The 26,206-nt window shown below is 41.7% G+C and carries 22 protein-coding genes; 2 read left to right on the top strand and 20 right to left on the bottom strand.

All coding sequences use genetic code 11. The features are described 5' to 3' along the window. Positions 1-284 precede the first annotated feature (284 nt). Positions 285-3,431, top strand: a complete 3,147-nt coding sequence (locus R70331_RS06960; protein ID WP_081947515.1) for an amidase family protein — start codon at positions 285-287, stop codon at positions 3,429-3,431. A gap of 784 nt (positions 3,432-4,215) precedes the next feature. Then, positions 4,216-4,383 carry a transposase gene (locus tag R70331_RS32450; RefSeq protein ID WP_081947514.1) on the top strand — a complete coding sequence of 56 codons (168 nt, stop codon included), beginning with the start codon at positions 4,216-4,218 and terminating at the stop codon, positions 4,381-4,383. 213 nt (positions 4,384-4,596) lie between these two features. Here the strand turns inward: R70331_RS32450 and R70331_RS06945 are convergent, their stop codons facing one another. The 20 genes from R70331_RS06945 to R70331_RS06850 form a co-directional block, all read right to left on the bottom strand. Beyond that, a complete protein-coding gene (locus tag R70331_RS06945) occupies positions 4,597-4,842 on the bottom strand; it encodes a hypothetical protein (RefSeq protein WP_042174017.1) in 246 nt (81 codons plus the stop codon). Positions 4,843-4,956: 114 nt separating this feature from the next. Further along, positions 4,957-5,217 carry an MMPL family transporter gene (locus R70331_RS06940; RefSeq protein ID WP_156131085.1) on the bottom strand — a complete coding sequence of 87 codons (261 nt, stop codon included), beginning with the start codon at positions 5,215-5,217 and terminating at the stop codon, positions 4,957-4,959. 76 nt (positions 5,218-5,293) lie between these two features. Then, positions 5,294-6,382 (bottom strand): hypothetical protein, encoded by a 1,089-nt coding sequence (locus R70331_RS06935; RefSeq protein WP_042174013.1) that lies wholly within the window; start codon positions 6,380-6,382, stop codon positions 5,294-5,296. A 355-nt stretch (positions 6,383-6,737) separates the two neighbouring features. Then, the gene (panD, locus tag R70331_RS06930; RefSeq protein ID WP_042174011.1) at positions 6,738-7,124 is read right to left on the bottom strand and encodes an aspartate 1-decarboxylase; all 387 of its coding nucleotides are present in this window, start codon (positions 7,122-7,124) and stop codon (positions 6,738-6,740) included. A gap of 21 nt (positions 7,125-7,145) precedes the next feature. After that, positions 7,146-8,624: an amino acid adenylation domain-containing protein gene (locus tag R70331_RS06925; RefSeq protein WP_042174009.1), complete on the bottom strand. Its 1,479-nt coding sequence runs from the start codon at positions 8,622-8,624 to the stop codon at positions 7,146-7,148. 39 nt (positions 8,625-8,663) lie between these two features. Next, positions 8,664-10,460 (bottom strand): ABC transporter ATP-binding protein, encoded by a 1,797-nt coding sequence (locus R70331_RS30380; protein ID WP_081947512.1) that lies wholly within the window; start codon positions 10,458-10,460, stop codon positions 8,664-8,666. 5 nt (positions 10,461-10,465) lie between these two features. Beyond that, a complete protein-coding gene (locus tag R70331_RS06915; RefSeq protein ID WP_197071399.1) occupies positions 10,466-12,022 on the bottom strand; it encodes an ATP-binding cassette domain-containing protein in 1,557 nt (518 codons plus the stop codon). A gap of 321 nt (positions 12,023-12,343) precedes the next feature. Next, positions 12,344-13,504: a radical SAM protein gene (locus R70331_RS06910; protein WP_042174006.1), complete on the bottom strand. Its 1,161-nt coding sequence runs from the start codon at positions 13,502-13,504 to the stop codon at positions 12,344-12,346. A 15-nt stretch (positions 13,505-13,519) separates the two neighbouring features. Continuing rightward, on the bottom strand, positions 13,520-14,539 hold the full coding sequence (locus tag R70331_RS06905) for an alcohol dehydrogenase catalytic domain-containing protein (RefSeq protein WP_042174004.1): 1,020 nt from the start codon (positions 14,537-14,539) through the stop codon (positions 13,520-13,522). A 38-nt stretch (positions 14,540-14,577) separates the two neighbouring features. Continuing rightward, positions 14,578-15,276 (bottom strand): hypothetical protein, encoded by a 699-nt coding sequence (locus R70331_RS06900; protein WP_042174002.1) that lies wholly within the window; start codon positions 15,274-15,276, stop codon positions 14,578-14,580. Positions 15,277-15,278: 2 nt separating this feature from the next. After that, positions 15,279-17,183: a carbamoyltransferase C-terminal domain-containing protein gene (locus R70331_RS06895; protein WP_052418954.1), complete on the bottom strand. Its 1,905-nt coding sequence runs from the start codon at positions 17,181-17,183 to the stop codon at positions 15,279-15,281. Between the two features lie 20 nt (positions 17,184-17,203). Beyond that, a complete protein-coding gene (locus R70331_RS06890; RefSeq protein ID WP_042174000.1) occupies positions 17,204-18,112 on the bottom strand; it encodes a peptidase U32 family protein in 909 nt (302 codons plus the stop codon). Further along, positions 18,109-18,954, bottom strand: coding sequence for an NAD-dependent epimerase/dehydratase family protein (locus R70331_RS06885; protein WP_081947509.1), 846 nt, complete (start codon positions 18,952-18,954; stop codon positions 18,109-18,111). The genes R70331_RS06890 and R70331_RS06885 overlap by 4 nt, the downstream gene beginning before the upstream one ends. A gap of 23 nt (positions 18,955-18,977) precedes the next feature. After that, positions 18,978-19,802 carry a PHP domain-containing protein gene (locus R70331_RS06880; RefSeq protein ID WP_042173995.1) on the bottom strand — a complete coding sequence of 275 codons (825 nt, stop codon included), beginning with the start codon at positions 19,800-19,802 and terminating at the stop codon, positions 18,978-18,980. Beyond that, the gene (locus R70331_RS06875; protein ID WP_042173993.1) at positions 19,799-20,395 is read right to left on the bottom strand and encodes an ATP-binding protein; all 597 of its coding nucleotides are present in this window, start codon (positions 20,393-20,395) and stop codon (positions 19,799-19,801) included. Before R70331_RS06875 ends, R70331_RS06880 begins: the two co-directional genes overlap by 4 nt. A 7-nt stretch (positions 20,396-20,402) precedes the next feature. Next, positions 20,403-21,977, bottom strand: coding sequence for a glycosyltransferase family 2 protein (locus tag R70331_RS06870; RefSeq protein ID WP_042173991.1), 1,575 nt, complete (start codon positions 21,975-21,977; stop codon positions 20,403-20,405). A gap of 27 nt (positions 21,978-22,004) precedes the next feature. Beyond that, a complete protein-coding gene (locus R70331_RS06865; protein WP_042173989.1) occupies positions 22,005-23,153 on the bottom strand; it encodes a hypothetical protein in 1,149 nt (382 codons plus the stop codon). Beyond that, positions 23,146-23,829 carry a class I SAM-dependent methyltransferase gene (locus R70331_RS30375; RefSeq protein ID WP_197071398.1) on the bottom strand — a complete coding sequence of 228 codons (684 nt, stop codon included), beginning with the start codon at positions 23,827-23,829 and terminating at the stop codon, positions 23,146-23,148. The genes R70331_RS06865 and R70331_RS30375 overlap by 8 nt, the downstream gene beginning before the upstream one ends. 4 nt (positions 23,830-23,833) lie before the next feature. Further along, positions 23,834-24,916, bottom strand: coding sequence for a U32 family peptidase (locus tag R70331_RS06855; protein ID WP_042173987.1), 1,083 nt, complete (start codon positions 24,914-24,916; stop codon positions 23,834-23,836). Continuing rightward, positions 24,891-26,198, bottom strand: coding sequence for a pyridoxal phosphate-dependent decarboxylase family protein (locus R70331_RS06850; RefSeq protein WP_081947507.1), 1,308 nt, complete (start codon positions 26,196-26,198; stop codon positions 24,891-24,893). Before R70331_RS06850 ends, R70331_RS06855 begins: the two co-directional genes overlap by 26 nt. Positions 26,199-26,206 lie beyond the last annotated feature (8 nt).

The raw sequence follows: 26,206 nt of genomic DNA, 5'->3' as shown, positions 1-26,206 counted from the left end.
ATTTACATGCTCCAGCTAATGCATCCGGAATCATCAGTGATTCTCCTCTTGTAAGTTTGTGGTGTCATATAAGGACAGACCTCCCAAAGAAATATCATTATATGTAATGTTATCACCTAAAAATTACTATATATATTACAAATAATGATAAATATACTCCTTTTTTCTTGATAAAAGCCTAGAATATATTAAAAATTTTAATATTCATTGACTGAAAAGATTAACAGTGTTATATTCCCTAACATAAATTAATAACATACATAGAAGAAAAGGAGATCACCCACATGAATAAGTTAAAACGTCTACGTAAAACTAAAAAAAGTCATTCTGGCTCTACCCGATCTGAATATTCACCAGCAAAAAATAGTTGGAGTAAAAAGCAAACTATAGCTACTTCCATTGCGTTATCCGTTATTGCTTCGGGAGTCATTCCGTTTCAAACAGCAGATGCTTTAACTAGAGTTACTTCAGAGAGCGGCACAGTATGGGAGATTCACGATGCTTTCGCTCCTAGCTTAGACACAGGAAGTTTACGTACAGTTGGTACTACACAAGTACAAGGCTTCGGTAATATTTTTGTTAAAGTGTCATCCCCTTCTGCTTCATTGATGAATGGTCAAATGATGCGCGGGTTTGACTTAAAATTCGATGGCGTTAATAATTTCACTTCTACTCAATCGGTAAATCTGGGAAATGTAACTGTTACTCGGGCGGTGTATGTCGATACAAAGAATAATAGAACGAGATTCTTTGATACATTCACTAATATTAATCAGGAAGCTGTAAAGGTCGATGTATCTTTCGGTGGCTCTTTGGGATATGGTACAGCGGCAAATGCTTCAGTAGTAAAGGCAACCTACTCAAATGACCTGGAGGTAACTACAGATGATTCATGGATTGTTGTAGATAGCAGTGCTAGAAACAATAAACCACTTGGGATTGCAGTTGGATCTCCATATCCGTTTAATAATGGATTAACTGGTCTGGGTAATCAGCAGAAGGATCCATTTACAACACCATTAGCCAAGTCTGGAAATGATGCAAATTTCTACGGGTTCATTAATACATTAAATATTAGGCCGGGCGAGTCGAAATCCCTGGTACATTATGTACAAGTTGGAGAAACAGGTGAAGAAGGGTTGAACAATCTGGTTACTATGCTAAATGGCCTTAATAGCCAGCTGGATGTAACTGGATTAACCAACGCACAAATTCGTTCAATTAGTAACTGGGATATATCTTCTATCGAAGGACTTGATACTGGAGATAACCTGGTAACTCCAAATGCTCCTGCAGCCAAAAAATTAGTAACTTCATCCCCATATGATGTTACGACTAAATCCATTGCAGAAATGCAGCAGGATATGATGAATGGTAAAACTACTTCTGTACAGATTACTCAAGCGTATTTAGATAGAATCACGGCATACGATGAAGGTCAATTGGGATTACATGCCTTCCTGCATGTATCTGAAACTGCGCTTATCCAAGCAAAAGCTGCTGACGATGCCCGTGCACAAGGTGCAAAAGGTGATCTGCTGGGTATTCCAATTGCGATTAAAGATATTTATGATACGAAAGATATGCCGACTACAGGCGGTACAAAAGCTCTCGAAGGCTGGCAGCCTGATTCTGATGCATACCAGGTTGCTAAACTAAGAGAAGCTGGAGCAGTAATTATTGGTAAGACAAATACTTCCGAGTTTGCTAATAGCGGAAGTTTTAGTGAAAGCGGCTGGATGCAGACATGGAATGCGCTATATCCATCCAAAACATCTTTTGGCTCCAGTGGAGGATCAGCAGTGTCTATCGCAGCTGATTTCGCAGCAGCAGCAATGGGATCACAAACAGGGGTATCTCTTTATGCACCATCTACAGGCTCAAGCTTAACTAACTTCCGTGGTACAGACGGTATAGCAAGTGTTACTGGTGTAATGCCACTCACCTGGGGACAGGATTATGCAGGCCCTATTGCCAAAACAGTAACGGACCTGGCTATTATTTTGAATGCTACAACGGGTACAGATCCAAAGGATATCTTTACAGTGACTGCCGATGCTGATAATAAGCGTCCGGCTGACTGGAAGGAATCTCTGGATTCAGATGCATTGCAAGGCAAGAAAATCGGGTATATTCCTGCATCCTTTGTCTCTACCTTTGCCGATGATGATACTGGACAAGCAGTAATGGATAAGTTCTCAGAGCTTGAAGCAGCCGGTGCAACAATGGTTGAAATGTCCGCAGTACCATCAGGTCCTAGTCGTCCATCAGGAATTAACGGATCTTCTGAAGGATGGGCACGCTATATTGAGCTTCATGAAGATTTCCCTTACATTGATGGAGCAAGTGTACTGGCTTCAGATAAGGTGCTTATCTATAATCAAAGAGCGTATAATACTCCAACCCGTATGACTGAACAGGCTGTTCAAGATTATATCAAGTATAGAACGGACTATAAGGAAGTTATCAAACAGTGGATGGACGATAATAAAGTGGATGCTGTTGTTTACGCAGGATTTATTAGTGACGTATATAACAACGACGCAGCGGCTTCCCAATTAAGCTCTGACCGCGGAACAGGCGTACTAACGTCTACTGTTGGATTGCCTACGGTAGTAGTTCCTGTAGGGACAAACGACAGCGGATATTCTATCTCTATGCAGCTTGTTGGCAGAGCATGGGATGATGCGGAAATTCTCGGGATGGGTTATGCACTTGAGCAGCAGAGTAAAGCCAGAATCCTTACAACATTCGCTCCGGCACTTCAATACGTTTCAGACTCTACTAATCCTAATCCAGGCACAGATAATGGAACAACCAACCCGGCTCCAGGTACTGGAGCAGGCACAGTTACTCCTCCAGCAACAACAACGCCTGTGGAAACACCAGCACCAGTTGATGAGCCGCAAGTTGTCAGTTTTGCAGATACAATGAATCATTGGGCGCGAGCAAGCATTGACACGCTTATTGCTAAGGGATTACTGACGGGTTATGCCGATGGTACCTTCCGTCCAAATTCAGGTTTGACCCGCGCGGAAGCCATTAAGGTCATTGCAACTCAGATGGGACTTGAAGGACAAGCAAGTAACTTTACGGATGTATCTTCAACGCATTGGGCGAATACCTTTATCGGGGCGGCTGCCGGATCAGGCTTGATGAACGGATATAGCGATGGAAGCTTCCGTCCAGACCAGAAGATTAGCCGCAGTGAATTAGCTGCGCTGATAACTAGAGCCTTTAAGCTAACAGGTACTGGAAATGCATCCTTCACAGATGTTCAAAGAAATGCATGGTATTATGATTCCATTGATGCACTCGCATCCAATAATATTATTACAGGCTACGCAGACAATTCATTTAAGCCTGAAAAGGATATTACTAGAGCAGAGTTTGCGACGATCGTTTCCAGATTACTGGAGACTGCGAATTAAAAGAGGTATAAAGGCCATCCCAAAAAGGATGGCCTTTATTATACTTGTCTTTATAGATAGGACTCTTTTCATACAACACATCCCCTCTATATGTTCAGATGATCGACTTCTTTCCTTGTTTTAATAAAGAAATATAAAGCGAACACAATTTGTAAAACTAAAATGCTCCTCGGAAGAAAAGTCAACAATTCCAAGCTATACTTTGGTAACAATTCAATAGAAACAATTTAATACCCTCCCGCTCCAAGTCCTTGAATTGCTTTGAATAAGAACAGCAGACAACCGCTTGGGATTGCAGTAACCAAAAACCAGATAACATGGTACTTAGTCTTCCGAGCTTTTACAATCATTAAAGAATTAATACAACATAGGAATAACGGTAGAAAGTATACCTTTCCTATTTCTTTTATTAATTCTGTGTTCCGGCCTTCTATTCGTATATCAAGAAAATAGATTAAAGTCAGATGAATTCCAACAACTAGTAGTACATATGAAATTGTTTGTAGTGTTGTCTTTATTGCTATCATCATCTCCCTCCCCTTTAAGAATGATACGCCTCTAATATTATTCTGAAATTCTCTTAACATATCATTGTTTTGTTTGTTAAATAGAGTTGGTATGTCCTTAATTGCATAGAACTTTAATTCTTTGGTTTCTTCATTTTCAATTGAAGGAAATGCTTCCTGTGATTAAAAAAAGAACAACGTTTCTCCCAAAGAGAAGCCCTGTTCTTCTTGTCTACCCTAGATCATGGTAAACTTTAGTCATGAAAAGACGATAAGAAATACGCGACGATCAATGGGATCGAATTAAAGATGTGCTGCCACCTGAACGAAAAAAGCAAGGTGGACGAATTGGCAAAGACAATCGGATGATGTTAAATGCGATGTTGTGGGTGGCAAGTTCCGGTGCGCCTTGGCGGGATTTACCGGACTACTATCCATCTTCTTAATCCATGGATAGACCAAAAAGAATACCGATACATAAAACAGGCAGCAAGAATAATATTGCACTGGAACCAGGGAAACCGAACACATCCGCTATAGCTCCTATCACCAGAAGTTCCATATTCCCGCTGCCAGAAAGATCCCTGATTTCATTTACCAGATCTTTAGTTTCCGGTGCATTCGGTCCATCCTCCGGTGTGACACCCATTAGAAATAATTCATTCGTCTGGTTCGGCAATTACGACTAACGTAGAATGGAACCCTGCTCCATAAGCATCCGATAACATATCGAATCCTTGTCTCTCCGACGTTTCATATTGTTTATTCCCATCATTAGGAAGTCCAAGATTCAAATGAAAGAACAGAGTCGCTATTACCGCTAATAAAGCTATGCCGAGCATTCCTGCAACAAGCAAGAATGCAAAGGTAATGGCTAAAATAACATTGGCTAATATTACACCCATAATCTCGCCCGGGCCTCCACCCGCTTGCTCAAATTTTACAGTCCCGCTTAGTCCGGTCTCAATTCCTTTATCCCGTGTTATATTAGACTTATAAGTTACAACAACATAGCCGATTTATTTATCCGGATTGATGTTCGCAAGCTCGTACGGAGAAGCAACCGAGGCTACTGCTGTATCTCCTTGAATTTTTGTAAGCAATTTGCTAATGACCGCTTTATTATCTGCTGAATCTAAGGCTCCATTATCTGGAGCCTTAAACATGATTTTAACTTGCCCGCTCTGTTCACCACCTGTGAATTTTCCCGCTAAAATTTTCATCGCTTTTTCTGATCCTGTACCGGGAATGGATACAGCCATAAGCAAAATAAACGCCATGATCACCTTTTTACTGTTGGCGCCTGCAAAGCGTCCTACCTGAATAATATTTTTGCCATTCTGTACTCTACGGCTTCTAGTATACTTTTTCAATATATAATGAGTGAATAGTTACCCTATCTCCAGCCGACTTGTTATTTTTACCAATTAACTCGAATTTAAATTCTTTATCTCCCGTAATATCAAACTGAATAGTTGCCAAGTGAAGTTTTGAGGAAGATGTTGTATCACTATAAAGATCGTATTGTTTTAAATGTTCATTGTTTATAAAGAAACCGGATTTACTGTAAAAAGAAAATATCCCATAGTCCGGTCCACGATCTACCTCGGCAAAAAAATTGTAGCATCCGGGAGTCGGTATATCGCAGATGATGATTTTATCGGTAGTAGTTCCGGTAATCTTAAAATTATTAAAATCAGTATTTTTTTCAGTTTTTTTAGAATTTACATTTTCTATATAATCTCTTAGTGTATGTATTTCAACAGCTTTTATTGTAGATAACAAATCAACAGCTCTTTCAATTAGGGCACTTTCTCTAGTAACCTTATATTTCAGAATAATATTGATTAGTATTTCCGTATTTCTTAAAACATTTTCAAGAGCAGTTGCTCTGCCTTCATGCACATCCATGCATTTCTTTTCAGTTAAATATTCAATCCTCATTTGCATCATTTTTTTATGCTCTTTTAACACGTGAAATGGTCTTATATCGATTCTAATACGCGGATTTGAAATCGCCTTCACATAATCCGTTAAATAATCATAAATATCGATTCCTACAGCATACCTTTTAGTGTTAATAATGTCTCCGTGGATGTTTTGTGCGGGATAAAGATAATGATTGAGTTGATTAGTTATACGATTAAGATCTAACACATAATTGGCCTTCTTAAGACTGAGTAATCTGACTCCCTCGTATTCGCTATAGTTACTAACTTCTATTACTGATTGATATGCTAGCTCTAGCTCGTCATATTTTACAGTTACTATTTTATATTTGCCTGTACTCATGTTATCAGCAACTATAAAATTGCCCTCTATATTATTATATCCAATAATAAGTAACGGATGTTTTTTGTACTTTTTTTTATAGTGATGCGAACTGGAAATATAATATTGATTAAGAAATATACATACATAGTTGTTATTGTTAATACAATCCATTAAAAATTCTCTTACTGAACACCATCCTGATTCAATGATGTTTCTATCAATAATCTGATTATAAATAAATGGACATTCCTCCCATAACATCCAAACATTATTATGCGGTATACAAAAATCAAGCAAGTATCTGTTGAAAATTTTGGGGATTGATAAATTAATATAATTACAATAGATCCAAGGTAATGTTTGGTCATGAGCATGATTCAAAATTCCATGTAGATGGCCATGATGAAAGTAGGAAGACACTAGAGGATAAGAAAAAGGTAGCATGTAGACATCTCTATTTTTCATAATTTCCCCGTTCTAAACTTATTATAGACAACTCTAAATTCACTCTGATCAAATTGAATCCCTACAGGAATTCCGTTCCATGGATCTCATGGCCGGTCAAAACTTCAATTTGATTATGTTGGCCCATAAAAGCGATAATTGGTGTATAGGCTTTAGCCTGCTCTTTTTCCATGACTGCATATGATATGATAATAACTTTATCTCCGGGTTGTACTAATCTGGCAGCAGCACCATTTAAACAAATAACTCCGCTTCCTCTTTTGCCGGGTATAACATAGGTTTCAAATCTGGCTCCGTTGTAATTGTTAACAATTTGAACCTTTTCATTGGGGATAATATCTGTCTGTTCCAATAGTTCCTCATCAATGGTCACACTGCCTACGTAATTAAGATTTGCTTCTGTCACTGTTGCACTATGAATTTTCGATTTCATTACATGAATCCACATTCTATCCTCTCCTCTAAGTGACTATTTATGCCGCTCAGCCATACAGGCTTTCCGGTCAAGCTTTCCGTTGTTATTCAGCGGTAAACGATCTACTTGCTTAAATATTGAAGGAATCATATATTCAGACAGCCGGCTGCTAAGAAACGAAGTCCACTCAGCAATCGAGATGGATGTTGGAGAACAGTACCACGCAGACAGAAATGTTTCTTCCTCCTCCCCCGCTTTAAACACTAACGCACCTGTAACGTCAGGATGAAGCAGCAGCATTTTCTCAATTTCTTCCGGCTCAATCCGGTGACCTTTGATTTTGATCTGATTGTCTGCTCTTCCAACAAAAACGAATGTCCCATCCTTCCTTCTTGTAAGTAAGTCTCCGGTCCTGTACACCCGCTTTTTACAAGCGCCATCGTGATATTCAATAAATCGTTTATCTGTTTCCTCATCATTGTTTACATATCCCAGGGCCAAGCCCATACCCGAGATGAACAATTCGCCAATTTCTCCTGTATTAACGGGGGTCATCAAAGCATCCAACAAAAGAGGTTCCGAGTAATTCAAGAAACTTCCCAGGTGGATTTCCCGGTCCCCATAAAGTCTACCGGCTGCTGCCCATACGGTTCCCTCGGTCGGACCATAGACGTTATAGATCGCTGATCCGGTAAGTTGCAACAATTGTTCCAACAGCCTGCGCGGAAAAGGCTCCCCTCCAATCATCATTATCTTCACATTTCTGAGCGCCGACCGGGAACGTTGGATGCTGAGGAACATAGACATTGCAGTCGGTGTCATCTGTACAAGCTCGACATTTTTTTCGATCAGCAATTTAGCTAGCCGCAAAGGATTTTTGCGATGATTCTCCTGTGCCAGAATAATGGTTTTACCCAATGAAAGCGGCAGCAAAGATTCCACCATAAAGATATCAAATGACATCGGTGCCAAGCACAAATATTGTTTAATAGAGTGCAGATCAATAGCTTGCTGAATCCCCTGTATGAAATGAATTAAGGATTGATGCTGAATCATGACCCCCTTGGGAACGCCGGTTGAACCGGAGGTATAGATGACATATGCTAACTGTTCAGGTGTAATCCCCAGAATATTTTCTTTAGGATAACAACTCTTTTCAATTTCGCCCATGCTGATCACCCTGGTGTACTCGGGAACTTCCCCATCCAGATCGTCGGTCAACAAATACGGGAGCTTCGAATTTTCCATCATAAATTTGCTCCGTAAAAGGGGAAGCCCGAGATCCAGAGGCAAGAAAGCCCCGCCTGCCCTAAGCACGCCCAACATGGCTACTATAATTCTGGGGTCTCGGTTTAATTTTATCCCAACAATCTCGTTTGGCCGGACCCCGCTATTGATTAAAGCCCTTGCGACCTGCAATGATCTTTCATCCAATTCTTGATAGGTCATAACGCTATTCTCATATTCGATCGCATTGTATTGAGGATGATTCCGCATCTGTTCAAGGATCGGTTCGAGGACATGCTTGTACATCTTATCCCTCCCTAAGTTCATTATGCCTTGACTGTCTGATCATCTATACCATTGCGATTGTGCTTCATATAATTCCGAATAGTAGCCCTTTTTCTCCATTAACGCTTCATGCGTGCCATCCTCAATGATCTCCCCGTCTTTGAAGACCAGGATTCTGTCAACAAGGCTGCATACCCCCAACCGGTGAGACACCAGAATCGTTGTTTTATTACCTGTTAACTCTGTGAAGTCGTGGTATAACTTGGCTTCCGCCATCGGATCCAGAGCAGCTGTTGGTTCGTCCAAGATCATGATTCCTGCACCGCTTCTATATGCCGCTCTGGTCAATGCGATCTTTTGCCATTGCCCACCGGACAGATTGTTTCCTTTCTCGCTGAAGATCCCTATCATTTCATCGAACCCATTTGCCTGAGCATTGACAATATCAAGAGCACCTGTCTGCCGGCAAAGAGCTTCCAGCTCTTGTTCAGAAATGTTGCGCTGTGGATCAGATATCGTGATATTATCCCGTAATGTTGCTTCATAGCGGCTAAAATCCTGAAAGGCTACCGATATTGATTTTCTTGCCGCTGCTATATTTTCAGATATATTCTGTCCGCCAATAAGAACTTCTCCATTGTCAGGCTCATGAATACCGCATAACAAATTGATAAAAGTTGTTTTTCCAGAACCGTTGTGGCCGACAATCGCAACCTTCTCACCCTGCTTGATATCGACGTTAATATTTTTCAGGACTGGCACCGAAGTGTTAGGATAAGTAAAGCCGACCTTCCGGAAGCTCACTTGAAATTGTTTGAGCGGGAGCGCTTGGGCATCGCGTTGCTCTTGCTCATATTGCTCGAATTCAAAGAAATCGCGCATATATTTGATATCTTGGACAAATTTCGTTCCGCTGACGAACAGATTGGTGGTAATACGCTGAAAGTCGCCGGAAAGAGTATACACCAGCATATACAAACCTATCCCGACAGCAGGATTCTGATAAATTTCATATGTAACGATCAGTAATACACCGATAAATACGCTGTTCCGCAGAACATCGGCTATTGAATTGTAAATCAAATGCTTTTTGGTGATTTCATTCTTTTTATGGATATATTTCTGCGCGACTGTCCGCCAGCCGTTTTTCACATAATCATATACACGCCAGTGGCGCAGATCATTCATAGAATCCGGGGCACAGCACATGCCATAGTAATGGATGACCATTGCCCCCTCCTTCATCCATTTCGTTTTAAATCTGTATTCTTCATCCTTTTGATTGTAAGACAAGATAATCGCAGGGATGCAGGTAGCAATTAGCAGGATGACAATCCATTGATTGACCGCAAGCAATGCATACAGAATGGTAATGAAAGCAACCAAATTTTGAAGCCACACAATAATAGCCTGCATACTTTCAGCTACTCTTCTACCGGTTACCGTCTCTGAGAAATTGATTTTATCCCGAAAATCATCATAATTTTCAATATATTTATACTTCACGTTACAGGTAACTTTAATGATGGACTGCTTGATATACTCCTGGATTTTCAATGTATCGGTAGCATTGCTGTAATTTTGTGCAAATACATATGCAGTTTGTATTACATACAGTCCGACAAGCACTCCGAAAACGGTCAATGCGGTAAGAAGCTTGTCTGTACCTGCTCCATAAAGGTCCAGTACAATATTAGACAGATTGCTGAGTTCTTTTGCAATGAGAAGAGGCAAGAATGCTGCGCCAAACCCGAGAAGATTAATCAACAGCGACCGGGGCGTTTTAATTTTCAGACTCACTTTTAAGGCTCGTCCCATAATATGTATCATCGCCCTAAAACTAATTTTTTCTTCCATTGTGCTCAGAATACCTCACTTTCATTACAGTCAACCTTTTCTTCCTTCTGGTACCACTTAGCCTGTTCTTTGAACATGTCATAATATTGACCGCGCCGTTCCAACAGCTCTTCATGAGTTCCTGATTCAATAATCTCCCCGTTCTCAAGAACAATGATTGTGTCGGCCAATCGCGCGAATCCAATCCGGTGACTGATCAAGATGGCTGTTTTGTCACGCAAATTCTCTTGGATATCTATAAATTGCTCCATTTCAGCAATAGGATCCAGTTTCGCTGCCGGCTCATCAAAAATCATAATGTCCCTGCCGCTCATATGCGCACGTGAAATACCGATCAGCTGCTTCTCCCCGCCGGATAATTCTACGCCTTCAGGATCGACATCTTTGCCGAGAAGGGTATCTAATCCCTTAGGAAGCTTAGAGACAATTCTTTCCGCCCTGCTGTTTTTTAGTGCCTCCCTTATTTTGGGCAGATTATTCACGTTTTGGATATCTCCATAAGCGACATTCTCCGATAATGGCGTATGAAAAAGATACAAATCCTGAAAGTAAATCCCGATGGCATCACTAATTACGTGAGCCTGATATTCTGAATATGATTTCTGATGCAACAACAATTCACCCGAAGTAGGACGGTACAGGCCGGTCAATAATTTTGTAAGTGTTGTTTTGCCGCTTCCATTCAGACCCAGTAAAGCCACGGTCTCGTTCTTACGAATTTGAAAGGAGACATTCCGCAACGCGGTAAGATTATTATCATAATTAAACGATACATTTCTCGCCTCAAGAACGATCTCTGTGTCCAGGGCAGCATCTGCTTTGGCTTCATCTGCATTTTTGTCTGTTGTAGGCGCATGTTCAATAAACTGTTGTTGCCGCTCCAAAGAAAACAGTCCATAGTCCGTCTGCATATATATTTTGGCGACTCCTGTCAGGGAATTGAAGATGCTTAGACACAGCAAAAAGATAATAAGAAATTCATCAGCTGAAGTCTTGCCGTTAGCTACAGACAACAAGGAGTATCCAAGCATAAGCACTATGAATAAGCAGAAGGAGACGCTACTGATAAAATTCCGCAGTTCCATGTCCCATGCCCTTTTCCGTTCAAAATTTGTTACGCCTTTATAAGCATTCTTCCACTGATTTACGATCTTGTCCTCCAGGTTATAGACACGAATTTCTTTGGCGACACCCAAATTCCGGGACATCTTTTCATAGTATGAAGAGAGTCGTTCAATCTTCTGCAGTAAAGCCGTATTCCAGCGTAGTTTCTCTACAAAAGAATTATTTAGCACAAAAATGCCGACTGTGAAAACAGACGAGATTATAAATACAATCAGCGAAGTCTTTAATGCAACAACAAGCAAAAAAATGATGCCGATTACCTTGCCTGTGAGCGTACAGAACGAGCTCATGAAGTCAGTCAGAGACCCGGCACGTACAAAAACGGCATCGTATTCATCCCTCACGTCCTTCTTCAACAGATCTGTTAAAGAAATTTGATTGACTCGGTCCATCAGCACTTCCTGCATTCCGAGATAATAGGAATCATACATCATCATATAAATGAGATCACCGTTGATCCGGGATGACAGACCGATTACCGTCAGAATTAATCCCAGCACAATGATGTTTCCGGAGATCTGGGCAAACTCACCTTTACCATCCGCAACAAAGGATGTGATCATTTCCAGCACTTCCTTGTTGTAGTTAAGAGCCACAGCTGGCAGCACAGACAAACCGATGGATAAGGCAAACCATAGGATAAGCATTCTTTTATCAATCTTCCAGGATAAACCAAACGCCCACCGTATTGTATTCAACTTTCGAACTGACATGAAGGTTATACTCCTCTCGGGTATGTAGCAGCAGACCGGGAATTCTCAACCAAGAATCAGGCTGCTGTCATGCACAATATGTTGCTTATACAATTGCTTTAGTAATCTCAGATTTTTCTCATCCATAGAATTTAGAACGACAATCTTTGTCACTTCACTGCCAATGGAGCCAGCTTCATTCAGAACAAGTGATATATCATCTATTACTTTAAGAATCTTAATATCCATCTTTTGCAGTGACTTGATGAAATGTTCATTATAATCATGCAAAGAATATTGATCCCGCAGCAAAAGATAAAAAGACTTGTCTGCAAGCTGCCGTTCCTCTTCATAAATGAGATTAAACCGATTGTTCTGAAGCAATAAAACCGAATAGGATATCCGATTCTTACGTGCTAGTTTGAACTCATAACTCTGAAAATTATGAATAACGTTCTCGTTCTGCTTATTGTTATCCCAGTCAGAAGCGGTTGGCCTTGTCTGAGCGCAGGGAACGAACCCGGTTGTCAGCGTACAATCCTTGCAGTGCTCCAGATGTATTTTCAACCTTTCATCTAGTTGTCCGCCGGTTAACTCTGGGGTATGAATATCAATTCCGTCATTTACATTTTCCAAATTCGTTTTGAATTTTTTATCGTAATGTTTGATGCTGAGCGGGTAGGGGCATTGATACGCCTTTCCATGATGCACATATAGTGATATGGGAACCAGGCAAGTATCAAAAGTCATTTGGGGATGCTCCGCACTTGCCCTTTCCTCACGCTTAACATAAAAGTAGTTTACATCAATGATTGAATAATTCACCTTAGCGGCGTCCATTTTCTGGAGGGGGAAGAACTTATCCTGTGCAAACGGATATTTGGAAATAACAATTTTGGCATCATACGCATTAACCCCAGCAAAAAAAGCATCGTCCATCTTCTTTAACAGAAAGCCGTTCGTAATGATTTCCACTTGTGTATCAGGCAGATGTTTTTTGGCAATCCGAATATACTCCAGAATCTCCTTGTTGAGCAAAGGTTCACCGCCATAGAGTCTTAAGGTCTGAATTAATGAATACAACTCACTTAAACGTTGCACATCTCTCTCAAAATTGTCCAGACCGTACTCTTCTTTTTCTGCCAAATTCGCATAAGTTCCGCAAGCAGTACAAGAAAGATTACAATGCTCTACGATTTTTATTTCTACACAATTCAGCTTGTTCATTATCATTATCCTCTCTCATTTAATTTTGATTACGGCTTTCATAATTTTCCGCTGACGCAGCTGTTCAACAGCTTCTGCGATCTCATCCATCACAAAAACACTTTGAGGCGTGTACCAATTGGAAGCACATAGTTGATGACATAACATGGATGCAACAACTTGTTCATGCACCTCCTCGGGATCATAACCGTAGTTGCAAAAGGTTATCGAACCCTTGTGGGACAATGGTGATATCTTATAATCTTCTACTTGCTTCAAGCCGTAGACACCGACTTTCCCGCGTCCCGGTAACAGCGCCAGCAGCTTTTGCGTATATTCTGCACTTCCCACAGCATCAATCAGACAATTGAAGGATGAATGATGCTCCGACTGAATTTGCTTAACGACGTCCTCATGTTTGTAATCATAGAAATGATGCACACCTATATCAGAAAAGTATCCCTTCATACAGGGATTACCGATGACTATACATTGTGCTCCGAGGTTGACAATATGATTGGCAAACGCCAGTCCCACACTGCCAGAACCGAGCAGCATGATATTATCACCGCTTGCTACTCCAACCCTGCTGATGTAACTTAGCGTCTCTCTCCAAGTTATGATCATTGTTGCTTCCAAAGGAGGCAGATCCGCGGGAATTTTTTGATTGCATTTATAGGGCATCAATTCCTGCTCATGCAGTCCGTCTTCAAGCAGGACCCGGTAATCAGTCGCTACCCCGTATTCCGCGAAGCCTCCCCAATGGGAATACAAACCCCTGTTTACATCCGCTTTTGCTCCTGCACTCGTGACGAGATCCCCAAGCGCATAATTCTTCACTTTTTCACCTATGCGGATCACTCTGCCGACACTTTCATGTCCGAGCATAGCCGGATATTGAATACCTCGAAGAGTGCCGTCGATAATCTGGAGGTCTGTACCGGTACATATGGAACCATACAGATTTTCGACTAATACTTCATATTCAGTGATTTCAGGAACCGGAAGCTCCTTGATTACAATTCTACAATCCCCTGTCACAACGACCGCTTTCATCCGGCTCTACTTCCTTTCTCAAGTTAGTTAAGCTCCTTCTAAATCTCCACATGGATTATCCGGTCGATTAATGCAGGGACCATCCTTAATTCATCCTGTTTCAGGACTGCATTTCGAAACAAAATAAAATCTTCATTTAAATAACCATTGGTTACCGGGATTGGCTGCGAACAACGTTCAACATTGCACTCCGCGTTTTGTCCAAATTCCTTGCCGCCTGTTTTGAAGCAGCATCTGTTATTCCCGTTACCATAAATTGAAATTTTGTCATAATAACTTATTTTGTATTTTCTCAATTGCCGCATCCGCAGCAAGTTGGTTGAGTCCAATTCGACCCGTTTTACATAGGGAACAAGGCCCAATCTATCTTCTTTATCCATTAAATAGGACAGAATTACCCGTGTGAGCATTCTGCCGGCAACAATAGTAGAGCAGTTTTTTTTTATTAACAAATTCATCATCCCGATATCGTTGCACACGAATTCAATTTGATTCGGATACTTTATAATTAGCCGATCAATTAAGCGTTCAACAGCTGTTACACTTGATTCATTAACAAGGGGGAAGATAACAGAAATGCTATGACTTATAATTAGCCGGTCAATAGTTTCCTCGATACGTTTTAACTGCCTTAATAGAAATTTGTCGCAGAACTCTTCTCCCACATAAATCCGTTCATAACCCTCCGCAGAAGCCAACGAGGCATCCAGATCGGGACTAAAATGACCGTACTCCATACTCAGCTCCCTGCTCTGAAAGACGCCAGCGCCAACAGACGGATTTTCTTTTTCACCGCCATACGATCTTTATCAGCGGCAAGATTGTAATCTTGGAACATGTAATAATTTTTGTAGTATATAATCCATTCCTCATTATGCATAATTTCAAGGTGTCTGCTTATTACCTCAATATCATTGATATCAAAATGAATTTCTTTCTCGGCTATGCCGGCTCCCGGATACGCCAGCTGAGTAGCGAATTCAAGACGGTACCCGTTTACATACATCACCGGGATGCGTTTTTTGAGGGCGAAATGAAGCGCTTCCTCAAAGCGGTTAATGATTGGCTCAATTTTATCATTTAGAGAAGTGTTGCATAAAATCGGCACACCTGTTCGTTCTTTGAAAGCTTCTATAAGCTCTGCGAGGTAGGGATTATCTTTGGCTTGGATGGTCTGTACCCTGGCGGTATCATCCAGATGGCATATCGCCGGTACAACTGGCTTCTTCTCATCCCGGATCTTGAATGCATTAAGCATATAAGGTGAAGGGCCGCCATTTTGAAACCATACTTTCACCTCTTCCTCTAAAATAACCGGAGCAACAGGACGCCACCATTCCCTCTGTTTGATCTCATTAAGAATATCCTTTGAACGTTCTGTTCGAGGATCTGCCAACAAACTGCGGTTACCCAGGGCTCTTGGGCCAATTTCAGCAGCACCGTTGAACCAAACGATAGGATGTTGAATAATATCCTCCACCGCCACCGCCGGATCGAAGGAAGAACAGCTAATAATATACTGGGCATATTTCTCCATAACGATGAGGAATTCGTTATCCGTACATCTCTTCCCATAATAAGCATTGTTTAAATTAAACTGAAAAGGTCCGGCTTGGCTGTAGAATTCATAAAGGCCAATCCCTAAGCTTAAACCGGAATCGTTGACACATGGCGGTGACAGCAGGCCTTTGAATTTGTATCGCTCTATAATTTGGGTATTTGTAGGACAATTCAAGGCAAACCCGCCAGTTAAGGACAAATAGGCTTGGCTTGTGTCGATATTATACAAATCGATGATCCGCTCGATATTCTTACACATCAACCAGTCCGAAAAATCGGACACTATTTTAACAATCATGCTTATCTTGTTCTCCCGTTCAGTGAAGCGGGAATCAAAGCCATTGAATATAGTTTCTGCCTTGGTATCATCCAAGGCTTCAACGGCTAAGATGAGTTGTTCCAGATGCTCCTTCACCTTTAAGTAGTCATGGTAACTGTAAATGTCCATTTCCGGCAGGCTCTCTGCAAATAACTTACTGCTGCTGGCACTTCCAAGCGCCATTAAGCTGCCTTCTTGCATACTGAATTTCTCTCTCATAAAACTCCACAGTAAAGCCGGCGAGCAGACAGGTAGATAATCGATAATTTCCCCTTGCCGACTGACGGCTCCAACATATAAGTTACGCCCGAACATTCCATTGTCATATGATCCATCAGGTCCGCCATCAACCGCCAAAGAAATGATTAATTCTTCCTCAAACCGCTGGGTATCCATCATCATACCTGAGAAGAGATGCGCAAAACTGTGATAAGAAAACCGCGAATCTACGGCTTTCGGAGTCCGTGCGGTGTTGCAGCGCTCCAATTGCGGTGTTCCCCATACAGCTCTGATATCTGCAAGCGTCAAGTTGTATTCTGACAAAAAATAGCCGATAATTTCTTCAGCCTGCTCTACACTATAAAAGGGTTTGAATTGATGCTTCATCCCTGTGTATCTCTCCAGCTCCCAATAATGAATCAAATCAATATGATCATCAGCTTTGTGCCACAAAGCCAGATTTTGGTCATGCCTTATCCAGATATCCTTTATATGACAGTAATCAGAAATTGAAAGATATGTACTCAAGTAATAGCCGTTTTCCATTGTATTCCCACTCCCCGTAGTTATGAGCTATAGAAACAATCTCCGAAATTACATTCCCTTCCAAAGGAGGTTTCAAACAATGCTTTGCAGTCCCGGTGATATATTACGGTATCCGATGTTGCCGCCATTATATCCAGGGCTTTACGGTATAATGACACTTTCTGAAGCTTATATTTCAGTTCCAGCGACCGCCCTTCAATCTTCAATGCCCGAATTCCAGCTTTTTGCAGGGAACGCAAGGAACACAGCGCGCACCAATTTTTCTTGGTCAGCATCCTATCCGCTTCTTCTGTCCAGTAGGCAGTTCCGAGCAAAGGGTTCCATGCTTCACAGATCATTTCACCGCAGCCGCCTTCATGCTTATGTATAGGAATAACCGTCTGAAGATTATGCAGTTGACAAATACACTGTGTGTTCTGGCAATTCCCGCTCACAAATGCTGTAGCCATTAAATCAGGATAATGCTCTATAACCTTCCTCATATTAGTGATAGATACATTTCGTTCAAAACAAAATCCGACAACATGTTCTCCCATGTAAAAATCAAGACTTGATTTGTTCTGAATTCCGGACAAGACCGATAACATAATTGGCAGTCGGTTCTGATCCGCTTCCAAATACTGAATCAGCCGCTTATCCGCAACAATCAGGCCATCAATTCCTGCAAGCATGGCCTGCTCGATATGTTTCATACTTTGATCTAAATTGGGATTGGTGTGATTTAGGGTCAGATAAAACTCTTTGCCATGGGTATGAATTAGCTGTATTGCTTCTTGTAATTCAGCAAAAGAGGGAAACTGGTGAAGCATCGTATTATTCCGGTTATTAGACTGAAAATCACCGATAACGCCTCCGTAGAAAAGATCGCCCCCTGCCGTCAATAACGAAGGTGCTTCGGCCAAACCTCTAATAGGAACCTCCAGTTTCATCGTCTCTCCCGTCCTTTGTTGATCTCATTGTGTTCAATCAGTTCCAACAGCTTATAAATGGCCGATCTGCAGAAGCTGCTTTCCAAGTTGAAAAATTCGGTTTGACCATCACCATTTTGATAGTAAAGCTCCTGCAACCCTTGATAATGGTTGGTTCTAAGGCATTTCAGGACTTCAGCAAGCTGGTCTACAGCAATCGTCATTATAGCATCCGTTAAGTCATAGGCTCGATTGACACATTTAAGCGCAACATCATCTGAATGGATAAGTTTTACATGCGTAGGAATTGAAGCAGGCAGACCCGATAATGCTGTCCGTAATAGACAAGGCAGCAAACCGTTCTCATCCTGAAAAATTCCATACAAATAAGGAAGCTTTAAGACGGTAAATAAATCAGCATAAGCATATATTTCTTTTTGCACGGTCAGGTATGCCTGATCTTCCCAGTCCTGATTGGCCGGATCGGTCGTAAACAGCACTACCTCGTCAGCCCGGGTCTTCAGAGCTAATTCTTTAATTCTTTTTAGTAACATAAGCTCTTGTTGGATTAAGCCGGTTTTGTCCATAGTTGAAAGATGTCCATAGGGGCTAATTACTGATGCACAGTGATAAATTGTTGACACCTTATGTTTAATCAGAGAGGAAATATCCACATTATCATCAAGCAAATTAATGTCCAAATACGTCATCCGATCGGAACGATTGTGTTGATTTTTCCTGTAATTATTTGAATAGTCGATGGAGTATATATAATGTTCGGCGTTAAACGAATACGATCGCTCTAAAGCAGAGCCCAGACATCCCGCCACTCCTGTAATCAGGATCGCTTCATTCGATTCCATAGCTATATGCCACAACTTTCTTTTTATAAGTTAAATGGTGTCAAAACATGCTGCGGGACGACTAAATCTCCCTTCCCTGAACCCATTTCAATTCCGTTGCTCCATTCCCCGTGGTAATCACTTCCGCCAGTGACAAAGAGCGAATGTTTCTCAGCGAGCTTTACTAGTATAGCGATTTGTCCTGCGTCGTAATGGCTATAGTAGCATTCCAGTCCCTGTAATCCTTGCTTTTTCAGGTAGCCAATTGATTCATCCAAACACTCCATATCTGTGGATATTGTAAAAGGATGAGCCAAAACCGCGATCCCGTTGATTGTCTTTATTAGCTCAAGTGTTTCTTTCAGCAAGAAGCCCGGTTTACTGGGCGAGAAGTGCTCCTTGTTGATGTACTTGCTAAAGGCTTCATCTACGCTGGAAACAACATTCGTGGCACAAAGGAACTTGGCAATATTTTTAAAGCTCAGCCTTCCGTATCGGGAGCGAATTAACTCCTCAGAGACATCTATTCCGCTTTCTCGCATTTTTTTCATGAATATAATAATTGACTTATGTCTGGAAAGTTTATACTTTTTTAGTGCCTGCAGTAACAGCGGATGCTGATATTCAATGCCGTAAGCCAGCAAATGCGTTTTATAATGGAAATCAGTAATAGTGAATTCGATACCCGGGATAACTGTAACCCTATTTGCTTTTCCGCAGATTATAGCTTCTTCAATGCCAGAGACTGTGTTATGATCTGTAATCGCAATAACCTGTAACTTTTTCCCGGCGGCCAACGCTACCATCTCCGCAGGGGTTAAAGAACCGTCGGAACATGTGGTGTGAATGTGTAAATCAATCGTATTCATAGCTTTTTGCCCCTGCAATCAGGACATATAGACTCCAAAAATCCAATTATTTCGGCAAGCACCTGCTTCTCGGTTTTCTGATCTGTCTGGATTCTAATTTTGGAAATCACATTGGGGCTAAACCGTTCAAGGTTGTCATATAACATTTCATAAATGTACTGCGCCCTGCTATTGAAGGTGGGATTGAACCATATACAATCATCCATACCGGTATTTGAATGTCTGCTCAAGCTCATTGAGCTGGGAAGACTTAAGTATACGTAGATATAATCTTCAAAGGTTTTATTTTTGTATATTATTTTTTGCAGTGACAATAGTTCGTCTGGACTTTGCACATTACAGGCTACTGCGTTATAAACCAATGTCGATTGCCATAACCTGTCACATAATACCATTCCGGAAGCTCTGCCCTTCATTCTTTCGTTCTTTTCGGCTTCATTGTTCAAGAAATATGCGATATCACGCGGGTCTCCCGGTATATGATTAAGAAATTCGTCTAAAACTAGGAGCTGCCCGTTTTCTGTTGTTCTCTGAATTGCTGCTATTACTGTACTTTTCCCCGCTCCGGGCAATCCTTCAAAGATAACATTCAACTGTACTTCACCTCTCTGTCTTTGTTCTGACAGTCTTAATTCCAAGCAAATAGACACCAATGCATTTCCCAGCGCCGATTATTGCTGTCAAGAACCTGACGATTCCCAACAATGGCGAGACAAAGGTCATCTGCAGCTGTTCCCGGAATGAAAGCTCCAGTAAATCATCTTGTGAGGGCATGCTGCCTTTATGCATCCTTAAAATCTGCCTACTTGCCTTTAGAAGCAGAATACTGTCCAAATAGAAACGAATACCCACAGTAATCGCCAACAGGAATGCAGCCCCCGTTAAATTGACCGCGATAAACAAATAAAGGTAAGAGAAAGCCATTACCGGGAACACCAGCAGCCATACCAGAAATTCCAAATATTCCTTGGCGGCAAGTAGAAAGGAATGCGCAGAATGCACCGTCAACTTTTCTCTAAAGAGACGCAGCCCTATCATAAAAATTCGGCTCTGAGAATGAATCATTGATGCAATATTGAAATAAGGCTCCATAATATTTAGCAGGGGGATCGCTTCCACTTCCTTCTTGAGCACCCCAAGCCTATACCCCATAATCAAATCTTCTACCGGTTCAACAAAATATCCCACTTCCTGCAACGTAACCGGCTTGATAAATAGTCCTGCCCCAACACCGTTAACAGATGGCTGCAGCAGCGAAAGCCGGTGTCTAAATCTTGACCTTTGAAAAAACTCCAGTTTTTTGAACTTGAACAATTCGATTCCCAGCGCCCGCCGGGTATACATAACCAGGTTGGCCAACACCAATGGCCTCTGATGCTTCACTGACTGAAGAAGCTGCAGATTGTTCAAAGGGAGCTGTGTTTGCTGATAATAATCAGGTGTAGCCAGATTTGCCGATATTTTCCGCTCATTGTTCTCCGCGATGTAAAGACATGTTCTAAGATCGGGCCGGGAATCAAAATCATAAACGCCGATATACAGATTGTTTTCGTCAAATGCTGACATGTCCAGTACTTCCCCCAGATGCTCAACCGCATAATTCAATTGGGTGGGTTTCCCTCCGCCTTTGAGATCAGGACAGCTAAGATGAGACATCTGGGGATATCCCATAATCTCTCGTTCTATAAGGTCACCTGTAATCGGCAGAGCATTATATAACTGGTACAATCGCTCAAGTCTCTCATCGGGCTTATGGAAAGACTCCATAATTTCCTGAATCTCCGGGAATAGATATCTGGGATAAAGACCGTTATTTACTTCTGACAATGAATGAAGCTCATCATTATTCTTCAGCTTGTGATACAGCTTCTCAACCTGTCCCCTTCTAAGCTCCTTCATCCTTGCTTCTTCAGCTGTTGTAATAAATACAATGTGAAGTTTATCTTTCGGGTACTCCAATCGGGAATAATAGCTTACTGTACTTTCCACTAAGGATGTTTCTCTTAGCCCCGGAATTAATATAATAATGTCCGGATAATGATTGACGTGAGGAGCTTCTTTGTCCTGTAAACAATGATTATTTCTGATCCAATGGAGAACATATTTCCATGAAGCAATTTTATAGATGGAATATAGCAAATACCCCAGTGTGATAGACAAGCATAACATGATCATACGCTAAACTCCCCGGGCTCCACTGAATTACCAGGAATCAACCCACCTGGTAATGTCCATGGCGACATTCTTGAATTGGTCAACTGGAAACGTTATGTCCAATACTGGCAGCTGCAGCAGTTGCTCCAGCATACTCTGCTTAGTAGACTGATCCAGTGTACTTTCAGTATTTCTGATTCCAAGCCAGTCTTCTACAAACACAGGATCTTGATCGAAGTAACAATTATCTTCCAGAGTCCTTCTGACGTCACACTGCTCCAGCTCCTGCATATTTGCACGTAGAATACGCGGAATGACAATCCCCTCAATTTGTATCCTTCCTTGCAGGTCAATTCCCAAATTGGTGTTCAATTCGCGCGGAGAAATATGAAGCTTGTGTTCTCCCTTAAACTCATAGAAGGATTTCTTCGATACCATCGGTATGCTTAACTGCCATTGTTCATATTGGGTTTCAACCTGCAGGGTTCTCAGCGTTCCATAATTCATTTTTATCGGCATTCCAAAAGGGACACCCTGTGGTCGCATATGTTCGTCGAATTTGATCAGCAATCTGTCATTAGTAACGAATTTGGCCTGATTGAACTTACATAATGAGAGTGCCAGCGTTGTTTTGCCCGCCCCTGAATTGCCGACAATTAAAATGCCCTTCCCATTGATCTGAACCGCACTGGTATGAACCATAAAACACCCGTCATCTTGCAGAAGACGAAATGCAATTTCACGCACGAATCTGGCCAGAATCATAAATTCATAGGGATTGGGAACCGTGATAAGGATATAATTGCCGCTACGATTCAAAATGAGATGTTTTCCCGATGTATCATCGGTGTAGTCCTGGAAATAAATACATGCTTCCGGAAGTTTATACACATCATAATAGCTGTTATTCACCGGCTGGCATCGTTCTTTAGCAAAAGCTGCTTCCCGGATTGAGTTCAGCAATGTATCGAAATCAGCTTCTTCAATGCTCACATGCTGTATTGCTGCTCCCCGAGGCAGCGTATTCTTCTCGTATACGATCCCGTTTACATGGCTCGAGAAGAATATCTCCTCTACATAACGTATTGCCTGTTTAGCATTCGATTGAATCGAATAAGGCTTGCCCAAAATGCTGATCGAAATATGAAGTGACAGGTGATCGGCGAGACCTGTAATCGAATCTAATAAGCTATTCATCGTTCTTTACCACGGCATAATGATTTCGGAACAGGCTTCTTTTTCCTGTTTCAACTTCAATTACATAGCATTCTTTATTTCCTTTGGCTTTGAACCCGTGGTTGTCCAGCATTCGCTCAATCGCTTCCGCATTGAACAATATCATGCCCAGGCCATCAGGCGTCTGGAAGATGTTATCCAGGCCTGGAACTTGTAGCAGCCCGGGGTCCAGGTAATCTGAAGTAAATAGGCTAAGATACAGGACACCATTATGCTTCAGCAACCGGCTGCATTCCATTAAGCAGGCATTAAAATCGTCTTGGCTCAAGACATTATGGAAAACGCCATTGGACAGGATAAAATCAAATGTATTGTCAAGATAAGGAAGATGATAAGCCTCACCCAAAACAACCTTTTCCTCGGTGTTTAGCGCCGGAGAAATTAGAGACAACTGCCGCTGCGTTTCGTACACCATACCCGGACTGGAATCGCATCCGTATACTTCGAAGCCCATATTATGAAGTAGGACCGTGTTTCTTCCGCCGCCGCATCCGATATCCAGCACCTTTAAATCGGCCTTCTCATCAAATGCACTAAAAAAATGGCTTATATAGTCTGCAGCCTTGGCGGAGCTAAACTGGTTTACGACTTTGTCAGCATTCCAATAAGCTTGCGCTTGAAGCTTGAATTCTTCCATCACATCATCTTTGGAATTGGACGTTATGTGCATATAGATCCCCTTTGACTTTTGATACCAGCTCACCATTTCTCAGACAGGTTTCAGCATAATCCGGATGCATGGTAAATTCACCGTTGCGATACATGTTAGTAATAAATGTCTTGCAATAATTCTCTTGATCCTCTTCCGGCCAATTCTCAAGAAACCCGGCAAGACCACGGTTGGAAAGCTTAAACCATTCTTCTGCTCTCAATGCAGGGTCAATTCCCAGCAAACGGATCAAATTTCCGTCATAGGACTGATGCAAGTACGCACCGACAACTTCGGGCAACCAATCCGGATGTTTGGACCGCCCGGTTACTTTGAACAGCTCCACACCAAGCTTCGCGTAAAAACCGATATCCTCTGGACGAATAAAGTTGGCCATCAGCAGCTGATAGGGCTGTTGTACCTTTATAGTGTTGCAATATACATGGAACTTATGATCGCTTTGATTGAGTGCTAAGCAATTATAGTGCTCTTTTCGTCTTTTGCAGTTCTGCAGACAACTCTCATTCAGCATGAGTTCCAGCTTGATTCCCTGCTCTTTGGCATACGCTATGAGAGTCTTTAAGCCGGAAATATTACGAACAGCATTATGATGCAAAATAATACGTGAGGGCTGAATCTCCAAGAAATTATTGAATTCTTCTATATTCTGGACACCTGCAATAGTAGAGACATTAATATTGACCTGGGGATAATGCCGTCGGACAAACTGCATCAGTTCAAGAGAGGAGATCGTCAGGGATTGGGCTTTAAAATCATAGATAATCCAGTCGAGATACTTACGGAGATCTTGAAGGTTTAATAACTTCAGCGAACAGGGCGTATTCAACAGATAAGCGAAATTAAAACCGTGTTTATCCACAATGTCCCGCTTAAACCGCAAAGCGTCTGCTTCATTCACGATATTCATACTCTCTTTGTATCTTCCGGTAGGAAAAACATCGTTTGAAATAGCTCCGTACATTTCATATACCATAGTGTCATTTTCAGGAGCCATTACCGCAATTTGCTGTGCTTTTTCAAAATTCCAGTTACATGGGACTGATAACTTTTTCATGTTGGGGCTTAACCTCACTTTTGCTTGGTTTAAGGGAACTTTCTGCCAGCGCCTCCATAATGTCTTCATACAACATATCCAACGTAGCGTATGAGATGTGCGGCATGATATACAATTTATAGCAGTTTATAACAGAACCTCTATATTGAATTGAAAATGCCCGTGTAGCGTATTTCTGTTCCAACCGGCCCGGCAACAGACAATTCGAAAAACTGTTAAAAGAAAGACAGCACATGTTGGTTTCAGGATTGGAAATGACCTCAGCAATATGCTTCTGAAGTAGCTTACCAAGAAGATACTCTTTCTTACTAATCAGATCGTCCAATATTCCCTTATATCCTGAATAGCCCAAATGTTGAAACATCGCCCAACAGGCCGCTGCTGCTGCACCGTTTCTGGAGCCGATCAGTGTATTACTCACGTGGGTTTTAGAAAATTGATTATTACGCTCAATCCAGCTCAGCACATTTTTTCTGCCCATGAAAACTCCAGCCGAATACGGAATATAGCCCATTTTATGCGGATCAACCGTCATGCTCATAACATGTTCGCATTCGAACCAGCGTGTATTCTCTTGTTCACGAAATGGAAGCACCATGCCCCCAATAGCCGCATCGATATGAATCCATCCTTGGAATCCATACTGCTTGTTGAATTTTATTACAATTTCATTGATTTCCCGGATATCATCACTAGTTCCTGTAAGTGTATAACCAGCAGTCGCAATAATAATAGCGTGATAGATCTGATGTGAAATTAGGTTATCTATTGCTTCTTCCAGTCTGCGTGTATCCATTCTGAAATGGCAGTCTTCCAATGCAATCTCCTCAACATGGCTAATCATTGTCAAGTCAACAGCCTTTTGAATCGATTCATGTGTCAAGCAACTTTGCATCAGGGCGACTGTATTTTTCTGGGCCGAAAAATAATTTCTTGCAATCCAAACCCCCAGGATATTGCCTTCCGTCCCGCCGGAAGTTATGTATCCATCTGCTTCATTTAAGCCATATAAATCTCCAAGCATGGCTATTACTTCTGACTCCATCTTTTGGGAGGCGGTAAGCTGGCGATTACTGTTGGTGAATACACCTACATGGTTCGTGTTGTACTCCATGTAGCTCAGGTAAGCCTCTATTGCCACGGCGTGCGGAGTGGTCTGCGGATAGCCCATGAAGGTTCCTCCTTGATTGCGAGAAGAAGAACCAGGCTTTAATGCTTGCAAAATGGCTTCGTCTTCGACACCCTTTTCGGGAAATCCAGAGAATTGTAGCACTTGCATCATCCTTCTAA

The sequence above is a fragment of the Paenibacillus sp. FSL R7-0331 genome, assembly GCF_000758645.1.
In the GTDB taxonomy this organism is placed as follows: Bacteria; Bacillota; Bacilli; order Paenibacillales; family Paenibacillaceae; genus Paenibacillus_AQ; species Paenibacillus_AQ camerounensis.
Note: the sequence above shows the minus strand (reverse complement) of the source record. Positions and strands in the feature narration are given on the sequence as shown.